The organism is Cupriavidus sp. 96C5-1 (assembly GCF_057798855.1).
In genome coordinates this window covers 139,876-153,603 of sequence record NZ_JBYOJU010000006.1, presented here as the reverse complement: position 1 = coordinate 153,603, position 13,728 = coordinate 139,876, and the positions used below count along the sequence as shown (strand labels likewise).

Below are 13,728 nucleotides of genomic sequence, written 5' to 3'. Positions count from 1 at the left end.
GGTTGTGGTTGGGGGGGGGGCGGGGGGCCCCCTCCTTTCGCCAAAAACAAAAATGCGGCCCCCCCCCCCCCCCCGACGAATCCGCAAGGATCGGGAGGCAGTGGCCATTCGCGCCGGTAACGGCAGATGCGTGAGCCACCACGGACCATTGCCATCAGGGGCGCTACACTGAAACCAGTGCCATCCGCATTGGCAATGCCGTTCGCGCCGGTAGCGCCAGCAGTCAGGCAGAACTGACGTGCCCACCACGAATCCGCAAAGCCACCAAGCCCGACAAGCCAGCCTCCTGCAAGGATCGCTTTCTTTTGGTTACTTTTCTTTACGAGTAAAGAAAAGTGACACCTCCATGTGCCCATGAGCCTGACGCCACTCCGCCTTTAGGCCCTGCATACCTGTCTCAACCCACCCAATCCAAAGAGCCAGACGCCACTTCGCCTTTAGGCCCTGAAACCCTAAATCAGATCCCTAAAAATTTAAAAGAAACTTGGTCTATCGCTCAGGGCATGAGGCCATCGAATTGATGGCTCCCAAGCATATTGCGAGATATAAAAGAAGGCAAAAGAGGCGAGCAAACCCGCGACACCAAACGAAGCCCCAGGATGCACAGATATAACAGCCTAATCCCTCAAACCGCCATATTCATCATTTCCTGATAAGCCGCCGTCAGCCGGTTCCTCACCTGCACCCCGGTCTGAAACGACACATTGGCCTTCTGCATATCGATCATCACATCGTTAAGCGCCACCCCGGGCTTGCCCATTTCGAACGCTTCGGCCTGGCCGTATGCATGTTCCTGCACGTTGCTGATGCGCGCCAGCGAGCGCTGCAGTTCACCGGCGAAGCCGCTCGGCTCGGCTGCGGCAGCCTGGCTTTGCTGCCCGGTAGCGCTCTGCGCCAGTCCGCGCAGTTGTTGCAGCATGCCGTCGATGGAGGAGATGGTAGTCATGGCGATCCGCTTGGAACCCGCCCCGCCCAAGGCCAGGCATAGCCTGCCTTGGCCAAAACCGGTTCGAGAAAGAGTCATTGAGGGTTGCGCCGGGCACCCGCCCGGGCCGCTGCCGGCAATCCTGCCGCCATGCGCCGCGAATGCCGCAAATACCGCATCCGCGCACGCCGCCTGTGCCAGCCCCCGAAGCGTACCTGCGGCTCCGGCTGGGCCATTGCGGGAATTCGAGTGGAAAACGAGGCTTATTCGCGGGATTGTCCGTACCCGGCTTGGCTGATGATCGATACCGTGCCGAATCTGGGATGACGCTGCCTCGCTTGTCGTGGCCCGCCCCGGTCGGGAACCAGATCTCATCAACTATCGCGGGGAGTACGCGTGTTTTGTCAGCAGCGTGATCTTAGCCATGCCGAAGCCCGGATTTGCCAGGCCCGCCGGGGTGGACAGGGCAGCCCGAGCGGCGCCCGCCACCCGGCCCAGCCGGCCCTATCCCATGCCGGCCCGGCCATGACGGGGGCGCGCGCATGAACGCCGTGGCAGCCCTGTCGGGCAAATCCGAGCTGTTCGAGCGCATCAAGAGCAATCCGCGCCTGCCCATGATGCTTGGCGGCGCGGCCCTCGCCGCAGCCATCGCCGTGGGCGTGCTGTGGTCGCGCGCGCCGGACTACAAGGTGCTCTACAGCAACCTGTCAGAGCGGGACGGCGGCGCCGTCATCGCCTCCCTGCAGCAAATGAACGTGCCGTACAAGTTCGCCGAAGGCGGCGGTGCGGTGATGGTGCCCTCGGAGAAGGTCCATGAGACCCGGCTGCGCCTGGCTTCGCAAGGCCTGCCCAAGAGCGGCACGACCGGCATGGAGCTGATGGACTCGCAGAAGTTCGGCATCAGCCAGTTCGCCGAACAGGTCAACTACCAGCGCGGCCTGGAAGGCGAGCTGGCCCGCTCGATCGAGTCGATCGGCGCGGTGCAGTCGGCACGCGTGCACCTGGCCATTCCCAAGCCCACGCTGTTCGTGCGCGACCGCCAGAAACCCACCGCGTCGGTGGTGCTGCAGCTCTACCCCGGCCGCGCCATCGATGACGGCCAGGTGGCCGCGATCGGCTACCTGGTCTCGTCCAGCGTGCCGGAGCTCACGCCCAAGGCCATCTCGATCGTCGACCAGCACGGCAACCTGCTGTCTGGCAACGGCACCAGCGAGCGCATGCTCGACGCCGGCCAGCTCAAGTACGTGCAGGCGCTGGAGCGCAACTACGCGCAGCGCGTGGAAACCATCCTGGCGCCGATCCTCGGCCAGGACAATGTGCACGCCCAGGTCACCGCCGACGTCGACTTCTCCATCGTCGAGCATACCGACGAGTCGTTCAAGCCCAACCAGGACCCCACCCACGCCGCCATCCGCAGCCAGCAGTCCAGCGAGTCGAGCCAGCAAGGCGCGGCCCCGGTCGGCGGCGTGCCCGGCGCGCTGTCCAACCAGCCGCCCGCACCGGCCACCGCGCCGATCGCCACGGCCCAGCCGCCGCGTCCGGGCCAGCCCAACCAACCGGGGCAGCAAGGTCCGGCAGGCCAGCAAGCGCAGGCCGGCGCCACCGCCTCGGCCCAGACCGGCCCGAGCAGCAGCCGCAAGGACTCCACCACCAATTACGAACTCGACCGCACCGTGCGCCATGTGCAGCAGGCGCCGGGCGGCGTGAAGCGCCTGTCGGTGGCGGTGGTCGTCAACTACCGCCAGAAGGCCGGCGCCAACGGCAAGATGGTCTCCGAGCCCCTGCCTGCCGCGCAGCTGGCCCAGATAGAGAACCTGACCAAGGAAGCCATGGGCTTCTCGGCCGACCGGGGCGACTCGCTCAATGTGGTCAACAGCCCGTTCACCGCCGATACCGATGTCAAGCCCGAGCTGCCGCTGTGGAAACAGCCGGAGATGATCGCGCTGGCCAAGACCGGTGCCGGCTACCTGCTGCTGGCCCTGCTGGCCCTGTTCGTGTGGTTCAAGGTGGCGCGTCCGGTGCTGCGCAAGTACACCGCGCCGCCCCTGCCGCCGCCGCAGGAAACGTCGGACAACAACGAAGCCGTATTGCTGCCGCCTGAAGAGCCGACCAATCCGGAAGTCCTGCGGCTCGCCGCCAAATATGAAAGCGATCTCGCCCTGGTGCGCGACGCCGCGCAACGCGACCCGCGCCTGGTTGCCAGTGTGATCAAGAACTGGATGTCTAGCGATGACCGATGAAGGATTGCAGAAGAGCGCCATCCTGATGATGTCGCTCGGTGAAGACGCTGCTGCAGAAGTCTTCAAACACCTCGGCCCGCGCGAGGTACAGAGCCTGGGCTCGGCCATGGCCACGCTCAACTCGGTGACGCGCGACCAGGTGGCCGAGGTACTGGCCGAATTCCGCTCCGAGACTGAGCAGTACCTCGCGCTCAACATCGATTCGAGCGCCTTTATCCGCAGCGTGCTGAACAAGGCGCTGGGCGAGGAACGCGCGGTATCGGTGATCGAGGACATCCTCGAATCCCGCGACCCGGGCGCCGGCATCGATTCGCTGAACTGGATGGATTCCACCTCGGTGGCCGAGCTGATCCGCGACGAGCACCCGCAGATCATCGCCACCATCCTGATCCACCTGGACCGGCAGAAGTCGTCCGAGATCGTCAGCATGTTCACGGACCGCCTGCGCAACGACGTGATCCTGCGTATCGCCACCTTCGGCGGCGTGCAGCCGGGCGCCCTGCAGGAACTGACCGACGTGCTGACCAAGCTGCTGGCGGGCCAGAGCCTCAAGCGCAGCCGCATGGGCGGCGTGCGTACGGCGGCCGAGATCATCAACCTGATGAGCACGGCTCACGAAGAGGCGGTGATCGAAGGCGTGCGCCTGCACGACGGCGACCTCGCGCAGAAGATCATCGACGAGATGTTCCTGTTCGAGAACCTGCTCGAAGTGGACGACCGCGGCATCCAGCGCGTGCTCAAGGAAGTGGCGACCGAATCGCTCATCGTCGCGCTCAAGGGCGCGCCGGCGGAGCTGCGCGACAAGTTCATCCGCAATATGTCCACCCGCGCCGGCGAAATGCTGCGCGAAGATCTCGACGCACTGGGCCCGGTACGGGTCTCGCAGGTCGAGGCAGAGCAGAAGAACATCCTCCAGGTGGTAAGACGCCTGGCCGAAGCCGGCGAAGTTGTGATCGGTGGTGGCGACGATGCCTACGTCTGAACGTGCCCTGCGCCAGTTCCGCGAGCTTGCCGCGGACAGCGACTACGCCGATGCCCGCGCCGAACGGCGCGGCGATGCAAATCCCGGCCGCGGCGCGGACCAGCGCGCCGTGCCGCGGCAGGCCGGCTTCGAGAGCTTTGCCGCGCCGCAAACGCGCTCCCAGCAGAAGAGCGGCTGGCAGCGCTGGCAGATGCTGTCGCTGGATCCGCGCCAAGCCGAGCCGGATCCGGCACAGTTCATGCCGCTCGAACCCGCCCCGCCGCCCATCGACTTTGCCGCGCTCGACGCCATGCGCGAAGGCGCGCGCACGGAGGGCTACGCCCAGGGTTACACCCAGGGCCAGACCCAGGGCTACGGCGACGGCCACCGCGAAGGTTATGCACGCGGCCTGGAAAGCGCGCGCAACGAAGCTGCCCGCCTGCAGGAACTGGCCGCCACCTTCAACCACGCGCTTGGGCGCGTCGACGAGGAAGTGGCCCAGACCCTGATCGCGCTGGCGCTGGATGTCGCGCGGCAGCTGGTGCACCAGGCCGTGCAGGCCGATCCCGGCGTGCTGCTGCCGGCGGTGCGCGAACTGCTGGCGGCCGAGCCTGCCCTGTCGGGCTCGCCCTGCCTGATGCTCAATCCCGACGACGTGGCCCTGGTGGAGACCCACCTGGCCGGCGAGCTGCAGGCCGCCGGCTGGAGCGTGCGCGCCGACGCTGCGGTGGCGCGCGGCGGCTGCGTGGCAAGTGCCGCCAGCGGCGAGCTCGACGCCACGCTCTCCACGCGCTGGAGCCGCGTGGTCAAAGCGCTCGGACGCGACGACCCGTGGGAGCCGCCCCATGCCTGATTCCGCGGCAAGCACGGCGAATGCCGCCGGCAATTCCGGCCTGCATGCCCAGCGCTGGCGCGACGCGCTCACCGCCGCATCGGCCGGCATTGCCGAGATCGACAGCAAGCGCAGCTGCGGCCGCCTGACCCGTGCCGCCGGCCTGGTGCTCGAAGCCATCGGCCTGCGCTTGCCGGTGGGCAGCGACTGCCTGATCGAGCTGCCCGGCGGCCAGTCGCCCGGCAAGAACGCCGGCCCGCGCCTGGCCGAGGCGGAAGTGGTTGGCTTCGGCGCCGACCGGCTTTACCTGATGCCGCAATCCGACGTGGTGGGCCTGGTGCCCGGCGCGCGCGTCTATCCGCTCGAACCCACGCCCTTGCCCAGCGGCGACGCCACCCCGCGCGAGCCGGGCTCGAAGCGCCTGCCGGTGGGCGAAGGCCTGCTGGGCCGCGTGCTCGACGCCGCCGGCCGCCCGCTGGACGGGCTCGGCCCGATTACCGCCGCCACCGAGGTCACGCTGGCCGGCGCGCAGATCAACCCGCTGTCGCGCGCGCCCATCGAGACCGTGCTCGATGTCGGCGTGCGCGCCATCAACGGCATGCTCACGGTGGGCCGCGGCCAGCGCATGGGCCTGTTCGCCGGCTCCGGCGTGGGCAAGAGCGTGCTGCTGGGCATGATGGCGCGCTACACCAGCGCCGAAGTGATCGTGGTCGGCCTGATCGGCGAGCGCGGCCGCGAAGTGAAGGACTTCATCGAGAACATCCTGGGCGAGGACGGACGCGCGCGCTCGGTGGTGGTGGCCGCGCCAGCCGACACCTCGCCGCTGCTGCGCATGCAGGGCGCCGCCTACGCCACGCGCCTGGCCGAGTATTTCCGCGACCAGGGCCGCCATGTGCTGCTGATCATGGACTCGCTCACGCGCTATGCCATGGCCCAGCGCGAGATCGCGCTGGCCATCGGCGAGCCGCCTGCCACCAAGGGCTATCCGCCCTCGGTGTTCGCCAAGCTGCCGACGCTGGTGGAGCGCGCCGGCAACGGCGCCGAAGGCGGCGGCTCGATCACCGCCTTCTATACCGTGCTGACCGAGGGCGACGACCAGCAGGACCCGATCGCCGATTCGGCGCGCGCCATTCTCGACGGCCACATCGTGCTGTCGCGCAGCCTGGCGGAATCCGGCCACTACCCCGCCATTGATGTGGAGGCATCGATCAGCCGGGCCATGACGGCGCTGATCGAGCCGCCGCAGTTTGCCTCGGTACGGCGCTTCAAGCAGTTGATGTCGCGCTACCAGCGCAACCGGGACCTGATCAGCGTGGGCGCGTACGTGCCGGGCAACGATCCCGAACTGGACTACGCCATCCAGCTGCATCCGCGCATGGAAGCCTTTCTTCAGCAGGACATTCACGAGCGCGCCGGTTACGACGACTCGATAGGCCAGTTGCATAGTCTCTTCCAACGGAGTGAACATGGCTAAGCCATCTGCATTGAATACCTTGGCCGACCTGGCCCAGAACGATACGGATGCCGCCGCGCGCGAGCTGGGCCGGCTGCAGGGCTTGCGCAACCAGGCAGAGCAGCAGCTCGGCGCACTCACCCAGTACCGGCAGGAGTACCGCGAGCGCATGCAGGCCATCGCCCAGGACGGCATGACCTCCACCCGCTGGCAAGACTTCGCGCAGTTCCTGGCCTCGCTCGACACCGCCATCCGCCAGCAGACCGAGGCGCTGGCCCGGGCCGAGGCGCAACTGCTTGCCGGCCGCGCCAACTGGCAGCAGCAAAAGCGCCGCCAGAACTCCTTCGACACCCTGATCACGCGCAACGAAACGCGCGAGCAGCAAGCTACCTTGCGCCGCGAGCAACGCGATACCGACGAATACGCCGCCCGCGCCGCCCGCCTGCAAGTCGCAGGCCGCCACCGCTAAGCGGCTGAGCCGCCCCAGCCAGACCGAATCCCAACATGATCGATATCAGCCAGATTGTCAGCAACACCGCCGCGGCCTCCGCGAGCAAGGCCGGCAGCGCCGGCAACGCCGATGCGAACTCGCAGGGGTTCGGCGATGCCCTGGCGCGCGCCCGCAACGACAGCCGCAACAGCAGCGCTAGCGCGAACAGCGCCGCCGTCAGCCCGCCCGCGCAGGCCGCGCAGGCCGCGCAGCCCGCGCAGAGCAGCGCGGTGGCCGCCAAGCCGTCGGGCCGCAGCGACGACAAAGATGACGACAGCACGGACCAGGCGGTGAATCCGGCCGCCCAGGCCGCCGCGGCCGCATTGGCTGCCCTGCTGCCCGCACAGCCCACGCCGCAGCCGCCTGCCGCGCTGGCCGCCAACGGCGCGCCGGGCGGCTCCGCCGCGTTGCCCGGCGCAGCCGCAGCCGCCACGCTTGGCGCCCAGGCCGGCATGAAAGACCTGAAGGACCCTGCCGCGGCCGACGCCACCGCGCCGGCAGCCTCTGCCGCCGCCGATACGCTGGCCACCATTGCCACGCAGCGCGCAGCGCTGCAGGCCGTGCCGCAGACCGCAACCGCCACGCAGACCACGGCCACCAGCAGCACCACCGCCAGCCCCGCCGGCGACGCCGCCACGGCCAGCCCGGACCTGGCCGCCGCGCTCAAGACCGCCATGGCCGGCCAGCAAGGCGGCACTGCTGGCCAGTCCGCCTCCGGCCAGCAGCAAGGCGGGTTCGGCCAGCCGTACAAGGCGCCGCTCCAGCCTGTCGAAGCCAATGCCAAGAGCGGCAGCGCCCAGTCGGCCGCCGCCACCCCGGCCACCCCGATGCCGCTGGCGGCAGCCGTGCGCGCAGCCGAACCGGCCAGCACCGAAGCCGCACCCGCCAGCGCCGCTCCCAATCCGCTGATGGCCGTAGGCGCCATGGGCGCGGGCCAGGCACCGACCGCCGGCGGCCTGGCGCCGGCCACCTCGCTGCCGATTGCCCCGCCGGTGGGCGACGGTCAGTGGCCGCAAGCGCTCAGCCAGCAGATGGTGCGCCTGTCGACCCAGGGCAGCCATACCGCCGAGCTGCAGCTCAACCCACCCAACCTGGGCCCGCTCAAGGTCGTGCTCAATGTCGTCAACGACCAGGCCCAGGCCCAGTTTGTTTCACCCCACGCCGCTGTGCGCGCCGCAGTCGAGGCGGCGCTGCCGCAATTGCGCACCGCGCTGGCCGACAGCGGCATCCAGCTCGGGCAGACCTCGGTCGGCGCCGATAGCTTTGCCGGTCAGGCCGGCAACGGCCAGCCGCAGCAGCAACGCCAGCCGGGCAGCCAGCAAAGCGGCTTTGGCGCGCTCGCGGGCGTGACGGCGGCCCCGGTCAACGCCGGCCCCGCGGCGCCGGTGGCACGCACCCTCGCGCGTGGCGAGGTCGACACCTTCGCCTGAGCCCCGCGCGCGCCGCGCACCGGACGCACGCCATGCTGAAAGCCGATGCGGGCTGGCCTGCATCGGCTTTCGTGCTTTTGCGCCATTTGCATTCGCGCGTACCATGGCGTCTTGGGGCACAAAACCGCCGGGAGCCCGGATATGGCCTGACCGCCACCGCCAACCCCGCGCCTGTCGCCGCGCTCCCCGCGCCCGCGTGCCGCCCGCCGAGACGCCATGACCTTCGACCTGTTCGATTCCCTCCCGCAAGACGCCCCCCATGCCGAGCCGCTCGCGCCCGGCGCGGTAGTGCTGCGCGGCTTCGCCCGCGAGCATGAGCAAAGCCTGCTCGATGCGGTTCGCGACATTGCAGCGCAGGCGCCATGGCGCCACCTGATCACGCCGGGCGGCCAGCGCATGTCGGTCGCCATGACCAACTGCGGCCAGCTTGGCTGGGTCTCGGATGCCAGGGGCTACCGCTACGAGCCGGCCGACCCCGAGAGCGGCAAGCCCTGGCCCGCCATGCCGGCGGGCTTCCTGTCGCTGGCGCGCGCGGCCGCCGCCACCGCCGGTTTCGAGGATTTCAGGCCGGACGCTTGCCTGCTCAACCGCTACACGCCCGGCACGCGCCTCTCCCTGCACCAGGACCGCGACGAACTGGACCTGCGTGCGCCCATTGTCTCGGTCTCGCTCGGCCTGCCCGCGGTGTTCCTGTTCGGCGGCCTGAGCCGCGCCGAACGCCCGCTGCGCGTGCGGCTGGCCCATGGCGACGTGGCGGTCTGGGGCGGCCCGGCAAGGCTGGCCTTCCACGGCATCGCGCCGCTGGCCGATGGCGACCACGCGCTGGCGGGCCGCGAGCGGATCAACCTGACGTTTCGGAAGACGCGTTAGCGCGCCGCCGTCCCACCGCCCGCCGGCCCTCGCTCAATCAACCCAGTTGACCTTGGCGAATTTGCGCGAGAAGGCTTCGGGCATCGGCACGACCTTCTTGAGCTGGTAGTTGAAGAAGACAAAGCCGGACTTGGCCATCGCCACCAGCGCCTGGTCCTGTGGGCGGGTGATGCGGAAGGTGATGTCGCCGCCGTAGCGGTTGAAGTCCATCACGCCGACTTCGAACTGCAACTGGTCGCGGGCGTGGGCTTCGGTGCGGTAGGTGGTGGCCAGGTCGCTGACGATGATGCCGACGCCGTCGCCCTGGGTTTCCTGGATGCCGAACTCGAAGAGGAAGCGGGCGCGCGCCTCGGAAATCATCGAGATCATCGAGTCGTTGCCGAGATGGTTGGCCGAGTTGATGTCGGTCACGCGCACCGTGAGGTGGGTGGCGTAGCAATACTGGTCTTCGGGGAATTCAAGCTTGAGGCGGGCCATGATGCGAAAGGGGAAACGAGGTGGAGGGTCTGTTCGCACTGCGTGCGATTGTTAAGGCCGGCGTCATTGCCGGCGGCGTTGGCGCACTCTGCCGGCTCGCCCAGCCCCTCGACGAACCATAAAAGAAAGGCCCCGCAAGGGGCCTTTCAAACGTACTGCCGGAGAACCGATGCGGCTTACACCGTCACCGTATCCGCCACGTCCTTGAAGTCTTCGATCTGGTCGAAGTTCATGTACTTGTAGATCTTGTCGCCGTTGGCGTTCAACACGCCCATGTCCGACATGTACTCTTCCTTGGTCGGGATGCGGCCCAGGCGCGAGCAGATCGCCGCCAGCTCGGCCGAACCCAGGTACACATTGGTGTTCTTGCCGAGACGGTTGGGGAAGTTGCGGGTGCTGGTCGACATCACCGTGGCACCTTCGCGCACTTGTGCCTGGTTACCCATGCACAGCGAGCAGCCCGGCATTTCGGTGCGGGCGCCTGCGGTGCCGAACACGCCGTAGTGGCCTTCTTCGGTCAGTTGCTTGGCGTCCATCTTGGTCGGCGGGGCAACCCACAGCTTGACCGGGATATCGCGCTTGCCTTCGAGCAGCTTGGAGGCTGCGCGGAAGTGGCCGATATTGGTCATGCACGAACCGATGAAGACTTCGTCGATCTTGGCGCCGGCCACGTCCGAGAGGGTCTTGACGTCGTCCGGGTCGTTCGGGCAGGCCACGATGGGCTCGTGCACGTCGGCCAGGTCGATCTCGATGACCGAGGCGTACTCGGCGTCGGCATCCGGCTGCAGCAGTTGCGGATCGGCCAGCCACGCTTCCATGGCCTTGATGCGGCGCGTCAGGCTGCGCGCGTCCTGGTAGCCTTCGGCGATCATCCACTTCAGCAGCGTGATGTTGCTGTTGATGTATTCGATGATCGGTTCCTTGTTCAGGCGCACCGTGCAACCGGCGGCCGAACGCTCGGCGGAAGCGTCGGACAACTCGAACGCTTGCTCGACCTTCAGGTCGGGCAGGCCTTCGATTTCCAGGATACGGCCGGAGAAGATGTTCTTCTTGCCTTGCTTGGCCACGGTCAGCTCGCCGGACTTGATGGCGTACAGCGGAATCGCGTTGACCAGGTCGCGCAGGGTCACGCCAGGCTGCATCTTGCCCTTGAAGCGCACCAGCACGGATTCAGGCATGTCCAGCGGCATCACGCCGGTAGCGGCGGCGAAGGCCACCAGGCCCGAACCTGCGGGGAAGCTGATGCCGATCGGGAAGCGGGTGTGCGAGTCGCCGCCGGTGCCCACGGTGTCGGGCAGCAGCATGCGGTTCAGCCACGAGTGGATCACGCCGTCGCCCGGGCGCAGCGAGATGCCGCCGCGGGTGCTGATGAACTGCGGCAGCGTGTGGTGGGTCTTGACGTCGACCGGCTTCGGATAGGCGGCGGTGTGGCAGAACGACTGCATCACCAGGTCGGCCGAGAAGCCCAGGCAGGCCAGGTCCTTCAGCTCGTCGCGGGTCATCGGGCCGGTGGTGTCCTGCGAGCCTACCGAGGTCATCTTCGGTTCGCAGTAGGTGCCCGGGCGGATACCCTTGCCTTCTTCCAGGCCGCAGGCGCGGCCAACCATCTTCTGGGCCAGCGTGAAACCCTTGCCGGTGTCGGCCGGGTTCTGCGGCAGGCGGAACAGCGTGGACGGTGCCAGGCCGAGCGCCTCGCGGGCCTTGGCGGTCAGGCCACGGCCGACGATCAGGGGAATACGGCCGCCGGCGCGCACTTCGTCGAACAGCACGTCGGACTTGACGGTGAACTCAGCGATGACCTGGCCGTTCTTCAGGGCCTTGCCGTCGTACGGGCGCAGCTCGACCACGTCGCCCATTTCCATCTGCGACACGTCCAGCTCGATCGGCAGGGCGCCGGCGTCTTCCATGGTGTTGTAGAAGATCGGGGCGATCTTGCTGCCCAGGCACACGCCGCCGAAACGCTTGTTCGGCACGAAGGGGATGTCTTCGCCGGTGAACCACAGCACCGAGTTGGTGGCGGACTTGCGCGAAGAACCGGTACCGACCACGTCGCCCACATAGGCGACCAGGTTGCCCTTGTCCTTCAGCGATTCGATGAACTTGACCGGGCCGCGCTTGCCGTCTTCTTCCGGGGTGATGCCCGGGCGCGCGTTCTTCAGCATGGCCAGCGCGTGCAGCGGGATGTCCGGGCGGGTGGTGGCGTCCGGTGCGGGCGAGAGATCGTCGGTGTTGGTTTCGCCGGTGACCTTGAACACGGTCACGGTCAGGCTTTCCGGCACTTCCGGACGGCTGGTGAACCATTCGGCGTCGGCCCAGCTTTGCAGCACGGACTTGGCGTTGGCGTTGCCCTTGTCGGCCTTTTCCTTGACGTCATGGAAGGCGTCGAACATCAGCAGCGTCTTCTTCAGCGCCGCGGCGGCAACGGTGCCGATCTCGGCATCGTCCAGCAGTTCGATCAGGGGGGAGATGTTGTAGCCACCCAGCATGGTGCCCAGCAGCTCGGCTGCCTTGGCGCGGGAGATCAGCGGGCAGGCTTCCTTGCCCAGCGCCACGGCGGCCAGGTACGAGGCCTTGACCTTGGCGGCATCGTCCACGCCGGCCGGCACGCGGTGCGTGATCAGGTCCAGCAGGACCTGCTCTTCACCCGCAGGCGGGGCCTTCAGCAATTCGATCAGTTCCGCGGTCTGCTTGGCGGTCAGCGGCAGAGGGGGAATGCCGAGCGCGGCGCGTTCGGCAACATGGGCGCGATAGTTTTCAAGCATGGGAACCTGCGGGGTAATAGGGTTGCAAAAACCGGTTGTGACGCGATTTTAAAGGCAAGTGCGTTTTTGGTCAAACGTCTTATATCTTATATAAGAGTTAGACCAAAAAAACCCAATGAAATCAACGCATCCCCGCAAGCGCGGGATCCCGGCACGCTAGACCTGATCCTTGCCCGGCGACAGGAAGTCCAGCCTCTCCTCTTCGTACAGCCGGTAGATCATGTCGAGCATGGCGCGGATCTCCTCGGTCTCGTCGAGGCTGCGCATGCTCATGATGATGGGCGACACCAGGTTGGGGTCGTCGAGCTCCTTGTAGCTGATGTCGTCGCGCTTGAGGCCATGCACGCTGCTTGGGACGATGGAAATGCCCTCCCCCGCCGCCACCAGCCCGAGCGCGATCTGCAATTCCCGCGCCTCATGGATGCGCCCCGGCTGCAGGGCACGATCGTGAAACGCGGCCAGCACCTGGTCGGCATAGCTCGGACGGGGCGCCTTGGGAAAGATGATCAGGGTCTCGCCCAGCAGGTCGTGCAACGCAAGCACCGGCTTGGCCAGCGACAGTGGATGCCCGACCGGCAGCGCCACTATCATGCGCTCCTCGCGCAGGACGACCCGGCGCACATTCGGGTCCTCGTGCCGTATGCGGCCAAACCCCACATCGATGGTGCCCTGCTTGAGCGCCGCGATCTGGTCCATGGTAGTCATCTCGTGCAGGCTGAGTTCGATCTCCGGGTGCTCGGCGCGAAAGCGCCGGATGATCTTGGGCAGCATGCCGTACAAGGTCGAGCCGACAAAGCCCAGCGACATCTTCCGCTCGATCTGCCCGACGCGCCGCGTCATCGACTCCAGTTCCGCCGCTTGCGCCAGCAGCTGCTGGGCGTGCCCATAGAAGAAACGCCCGGCCTCGGTCAGCCTGAGTGGCCGCGCGTTGCGCTCGAACAGCTGCACGCCCAGGCCCTCTTCCAGTTGCTGGATCTGCCGGCTCAGCGGCGGCTGCGCGATATGCAGCCGCTCGGCAGCGCGAGTGAAGTTGAGTTCCTCCGCCACGGCAACGAAGTAACGTAAATGACGCAAGTCCACGACTATACCTATTAAGTATTCAGCCAATACTAAAACAGTGTTGGACCGCCAATATCGGCCCTCCTATCCTTCGCTCCAGGCTGTGACAACGACTTTTTATACCTTTAGGGCATTCTAAGGCGAATCACGGCGCTACGCCGCAACAGCCTGCCGGGCCTGACAACGACGCCCCGGCAAGCAGCACATGGCAGGAACACCCCCCCAAAAA

Annotated in this window: 11 protein-coding genes; 7 read left to right on the top strand and 4 right to left on the bottom strand. The window is 67.2% G+C overall.

Annotated features, from left to right (window positions below; genetic code table 11):
* Positions 1 to 625: 625 nt before the first annotated feature.
* Entirely contained in the window at positions 626 to 946 is a 321-nt protein-coding gene (fliE, locus tag AC3FOF_RS10405; protein WP_488726540.1) for a flagellar hook-basal body complex protein FliE, read from the bottom strand.
* A gap of 521 nt (positions 947 to 1,467) precedes the next feature.
* On the opposite strand from fliE, the gene fliF reads away from it, so the two are divergent.
* The 7 genes from fliF (at position 1,468) to alkB (ending at position 9,201) form a co-directional block, all read left to right on the top strand.
* Positions 1,468 to 3,165: a flagellar basal-body MS-ring/collar protein FliF gene (fliF, locus tag AC3FOF_RS10400; protein WP_488726539.1), complete on the top strand. Its 1,698-nt coding sequence runs from the start codon at positions 1,468 to 1,470 to the stop codon at positions 3,163 to 3,165.
* Positions 3,155 to 4,147, top strand: coding sequence for a flagellar motor switch protein FliG (fliG, locus tag AC3FOF_RS10395; RefSeq protein ID WP_017229734.1), 993 nt, complete (start codon positions 3,155 to 3,157; stop codon positions 4,145 to 4,147). The genes fliF and fliG overlap by 11 nt, the downstream gene beginning before the upstream one ends.
* Positions 4,134 to 4,979 (top strand): flagellar assembly protein FliH, encoded by an 846-nt coding sequence (fliH, locus tag AC3FOF_RS10390; RefSeq protein WP_276265194.1) that lies wholly within the window; start codon positions 4,134 to 4,136, stop codon positions 4,977 to 4,979. Before fliG ends, fliH begins: the two co-directional genes overlap by 14 nt.
* A complete protein-coding gene (gene fliI / locus AC3FOF_RS10385; protein ID WP_276265195.1) occupies positions 4,972 to 6,432 on the top strand; it encodes a flagellar protein export ATPase FliI in 1,461 nt (486 codons plus the stop codon). Before fliH ends, fliI begins: the two co-directional genes overlap by 8 nt.
* Entirely contained in the window at positions 6,425 to 6,880 is a 456-nt protein-coding gene (gene fliJ, locus AC3FOF_RS10380; RefSeq protein WP_035809767.1) for a flagellar export protein FliJ, read from the top strand. Before fliI ends, fliJ begins: the two co-directional genes overlap by 8 nt.
* Positions 6,881 to 6,915: 35 nt before the next feature.
* Positions 6,916 to 8,331, top strand: coding sequence for a flagellar hook-length control protein FliK (locus AC3FOF_RS10375; RefSeq protein WP_488726538.1), 1,416 nt, complete (start codon positions 6,916 to 6,918; stop codon positions 8,329 to 8,331).
* A 216-nt stretch (positions 8,332 to 8,547) separates the two neighbouring features.
* Positions 8,548 to 9,201, top strand: coding sequence for a DNA oxidative demethylase AlkB (gene alkB, locus AC3FOF_RS10370; RefSeq protein WP_488726537.1), 654 nt, complete (start codon positions 8,548 to 8,550; stop codon positions 9,199 to 9,201).
* A 33-nt stretch (positions 9,202 to 9,234) separates the two neighbouring features.
* Here alkB and AC3FOF_RS10365 read toward each other — a convergent pair whose 3' ends face one another.
* From AC3FOF_RS10365 to AC3FOF_RS10355, 3 genes are all read right to left on the bottom strand, one after another.
* A complete protein-coding gene (locus tag AC3FOF_RS10365) occupies positions 9,235 to 9,678 on the bottom strand; it encodes a thioesterase family protein (RefSeq protein WP_017228889.1) in 444 nt (147 codons plus the stop codon).
* A gap of 176 nt (positions 9,679 to 9,854) precedes the next feature.
* Positions 9,855 to 12,440, bottom strand: coding sequence for a bifunctional aconitate hydratase 2/2-methylisocitrate dehydratase (gene acnB / locus AC3FOF_RS10360; protein ID WP_276263740.1), 2,586 nt, complete (start codon positions 12,438 to 12,440; stop codon positions 9,855 to 9,857).
* A 156-nt stretch (positions 12,441 to 12,596) separates the two neighbouring features.
* On the bottom strand, positions 12,597 to 13,520 hold the full coding sequence (locus AC3FOF_RS10355) for a LysR family transcriptional regulator (RefSeq protein WP_035814473.1): 924 nt from the start codon (positions 13,518 to 13,520) through the stop codon (positions 12,597 to 12,599).
* Positions 13,521 to 13,728 lie beyond the last annotated feature (208 nt).

Bases quoted from the DNA above. Each gene is read 5' to 3' on its own strand.
- fliE (WP_488726540.1), bottom strand. From the start codon at position 946: ATGACTACCATCTCCTCCATCGACGGCATGCTGCAACAACTGCGCGGA.
- fliF (WP_488726539.1), top strand. From the start codon at position 1,468: ATGAACGCCGTGGCAGCCCTGTCGGGCAAATCCGAGCTGTTCGAGCGC.
- fliG (WP_017229734.1), top strand. From the start codon at position 3,155: ATGACCGATGAAGGATTGCAGAAGAGCGCCATCCTGATGATGTCGCTC.
- fliH (WP_276265194.1), top strand. From the start codon at position 4,134: ATGCCTACGTCTGAACGTGCCCTGCGCCAGTTCCGCGAGCTTGCCGCG.
- fliI (WP_276265195.1), top strand. From the start codon at position 4,972: ATGCCTGATTCCGCGGCAAGCACGGCGAATGCCGCCGGCAATTCCGGC.
- fliJ (WP_035809767.1), top strand. From the start codon at position 6,425: ATGGCTAAGCCATCTGCATTGAATACCTTGGCCGACCTGGCCCAGAAC.
- AC3FOF_RS10375 (WP_488726538.1), top strand. From the start codon at position 6,916: ATGATCGATATCAGCCAGATTGTCAGCAACACCGCCGCGGCCTCCGCG.
- alkB (WP_488726537.1), top strand. From the start codon at position 8,548: ATGACCTTCGACCTGTTCGATTCCCTCCCGCAAGACGCCCCCCATGCC.
- AC3FOF_RS10365 (WP_017228889.1), bottom strand. From the start codon at position 9,678: ATGGCCCGCCTCAAGCTTGAATTCCCCGAAGACCAGTATTGCTACGCC.
- acnB (WP_276263740.1), bottom strand. From the start codon at position 12,440: ATGCTTGAAAACTATCGCGCCCATGTTGCCGAACGCGCCGCGCTCGGC.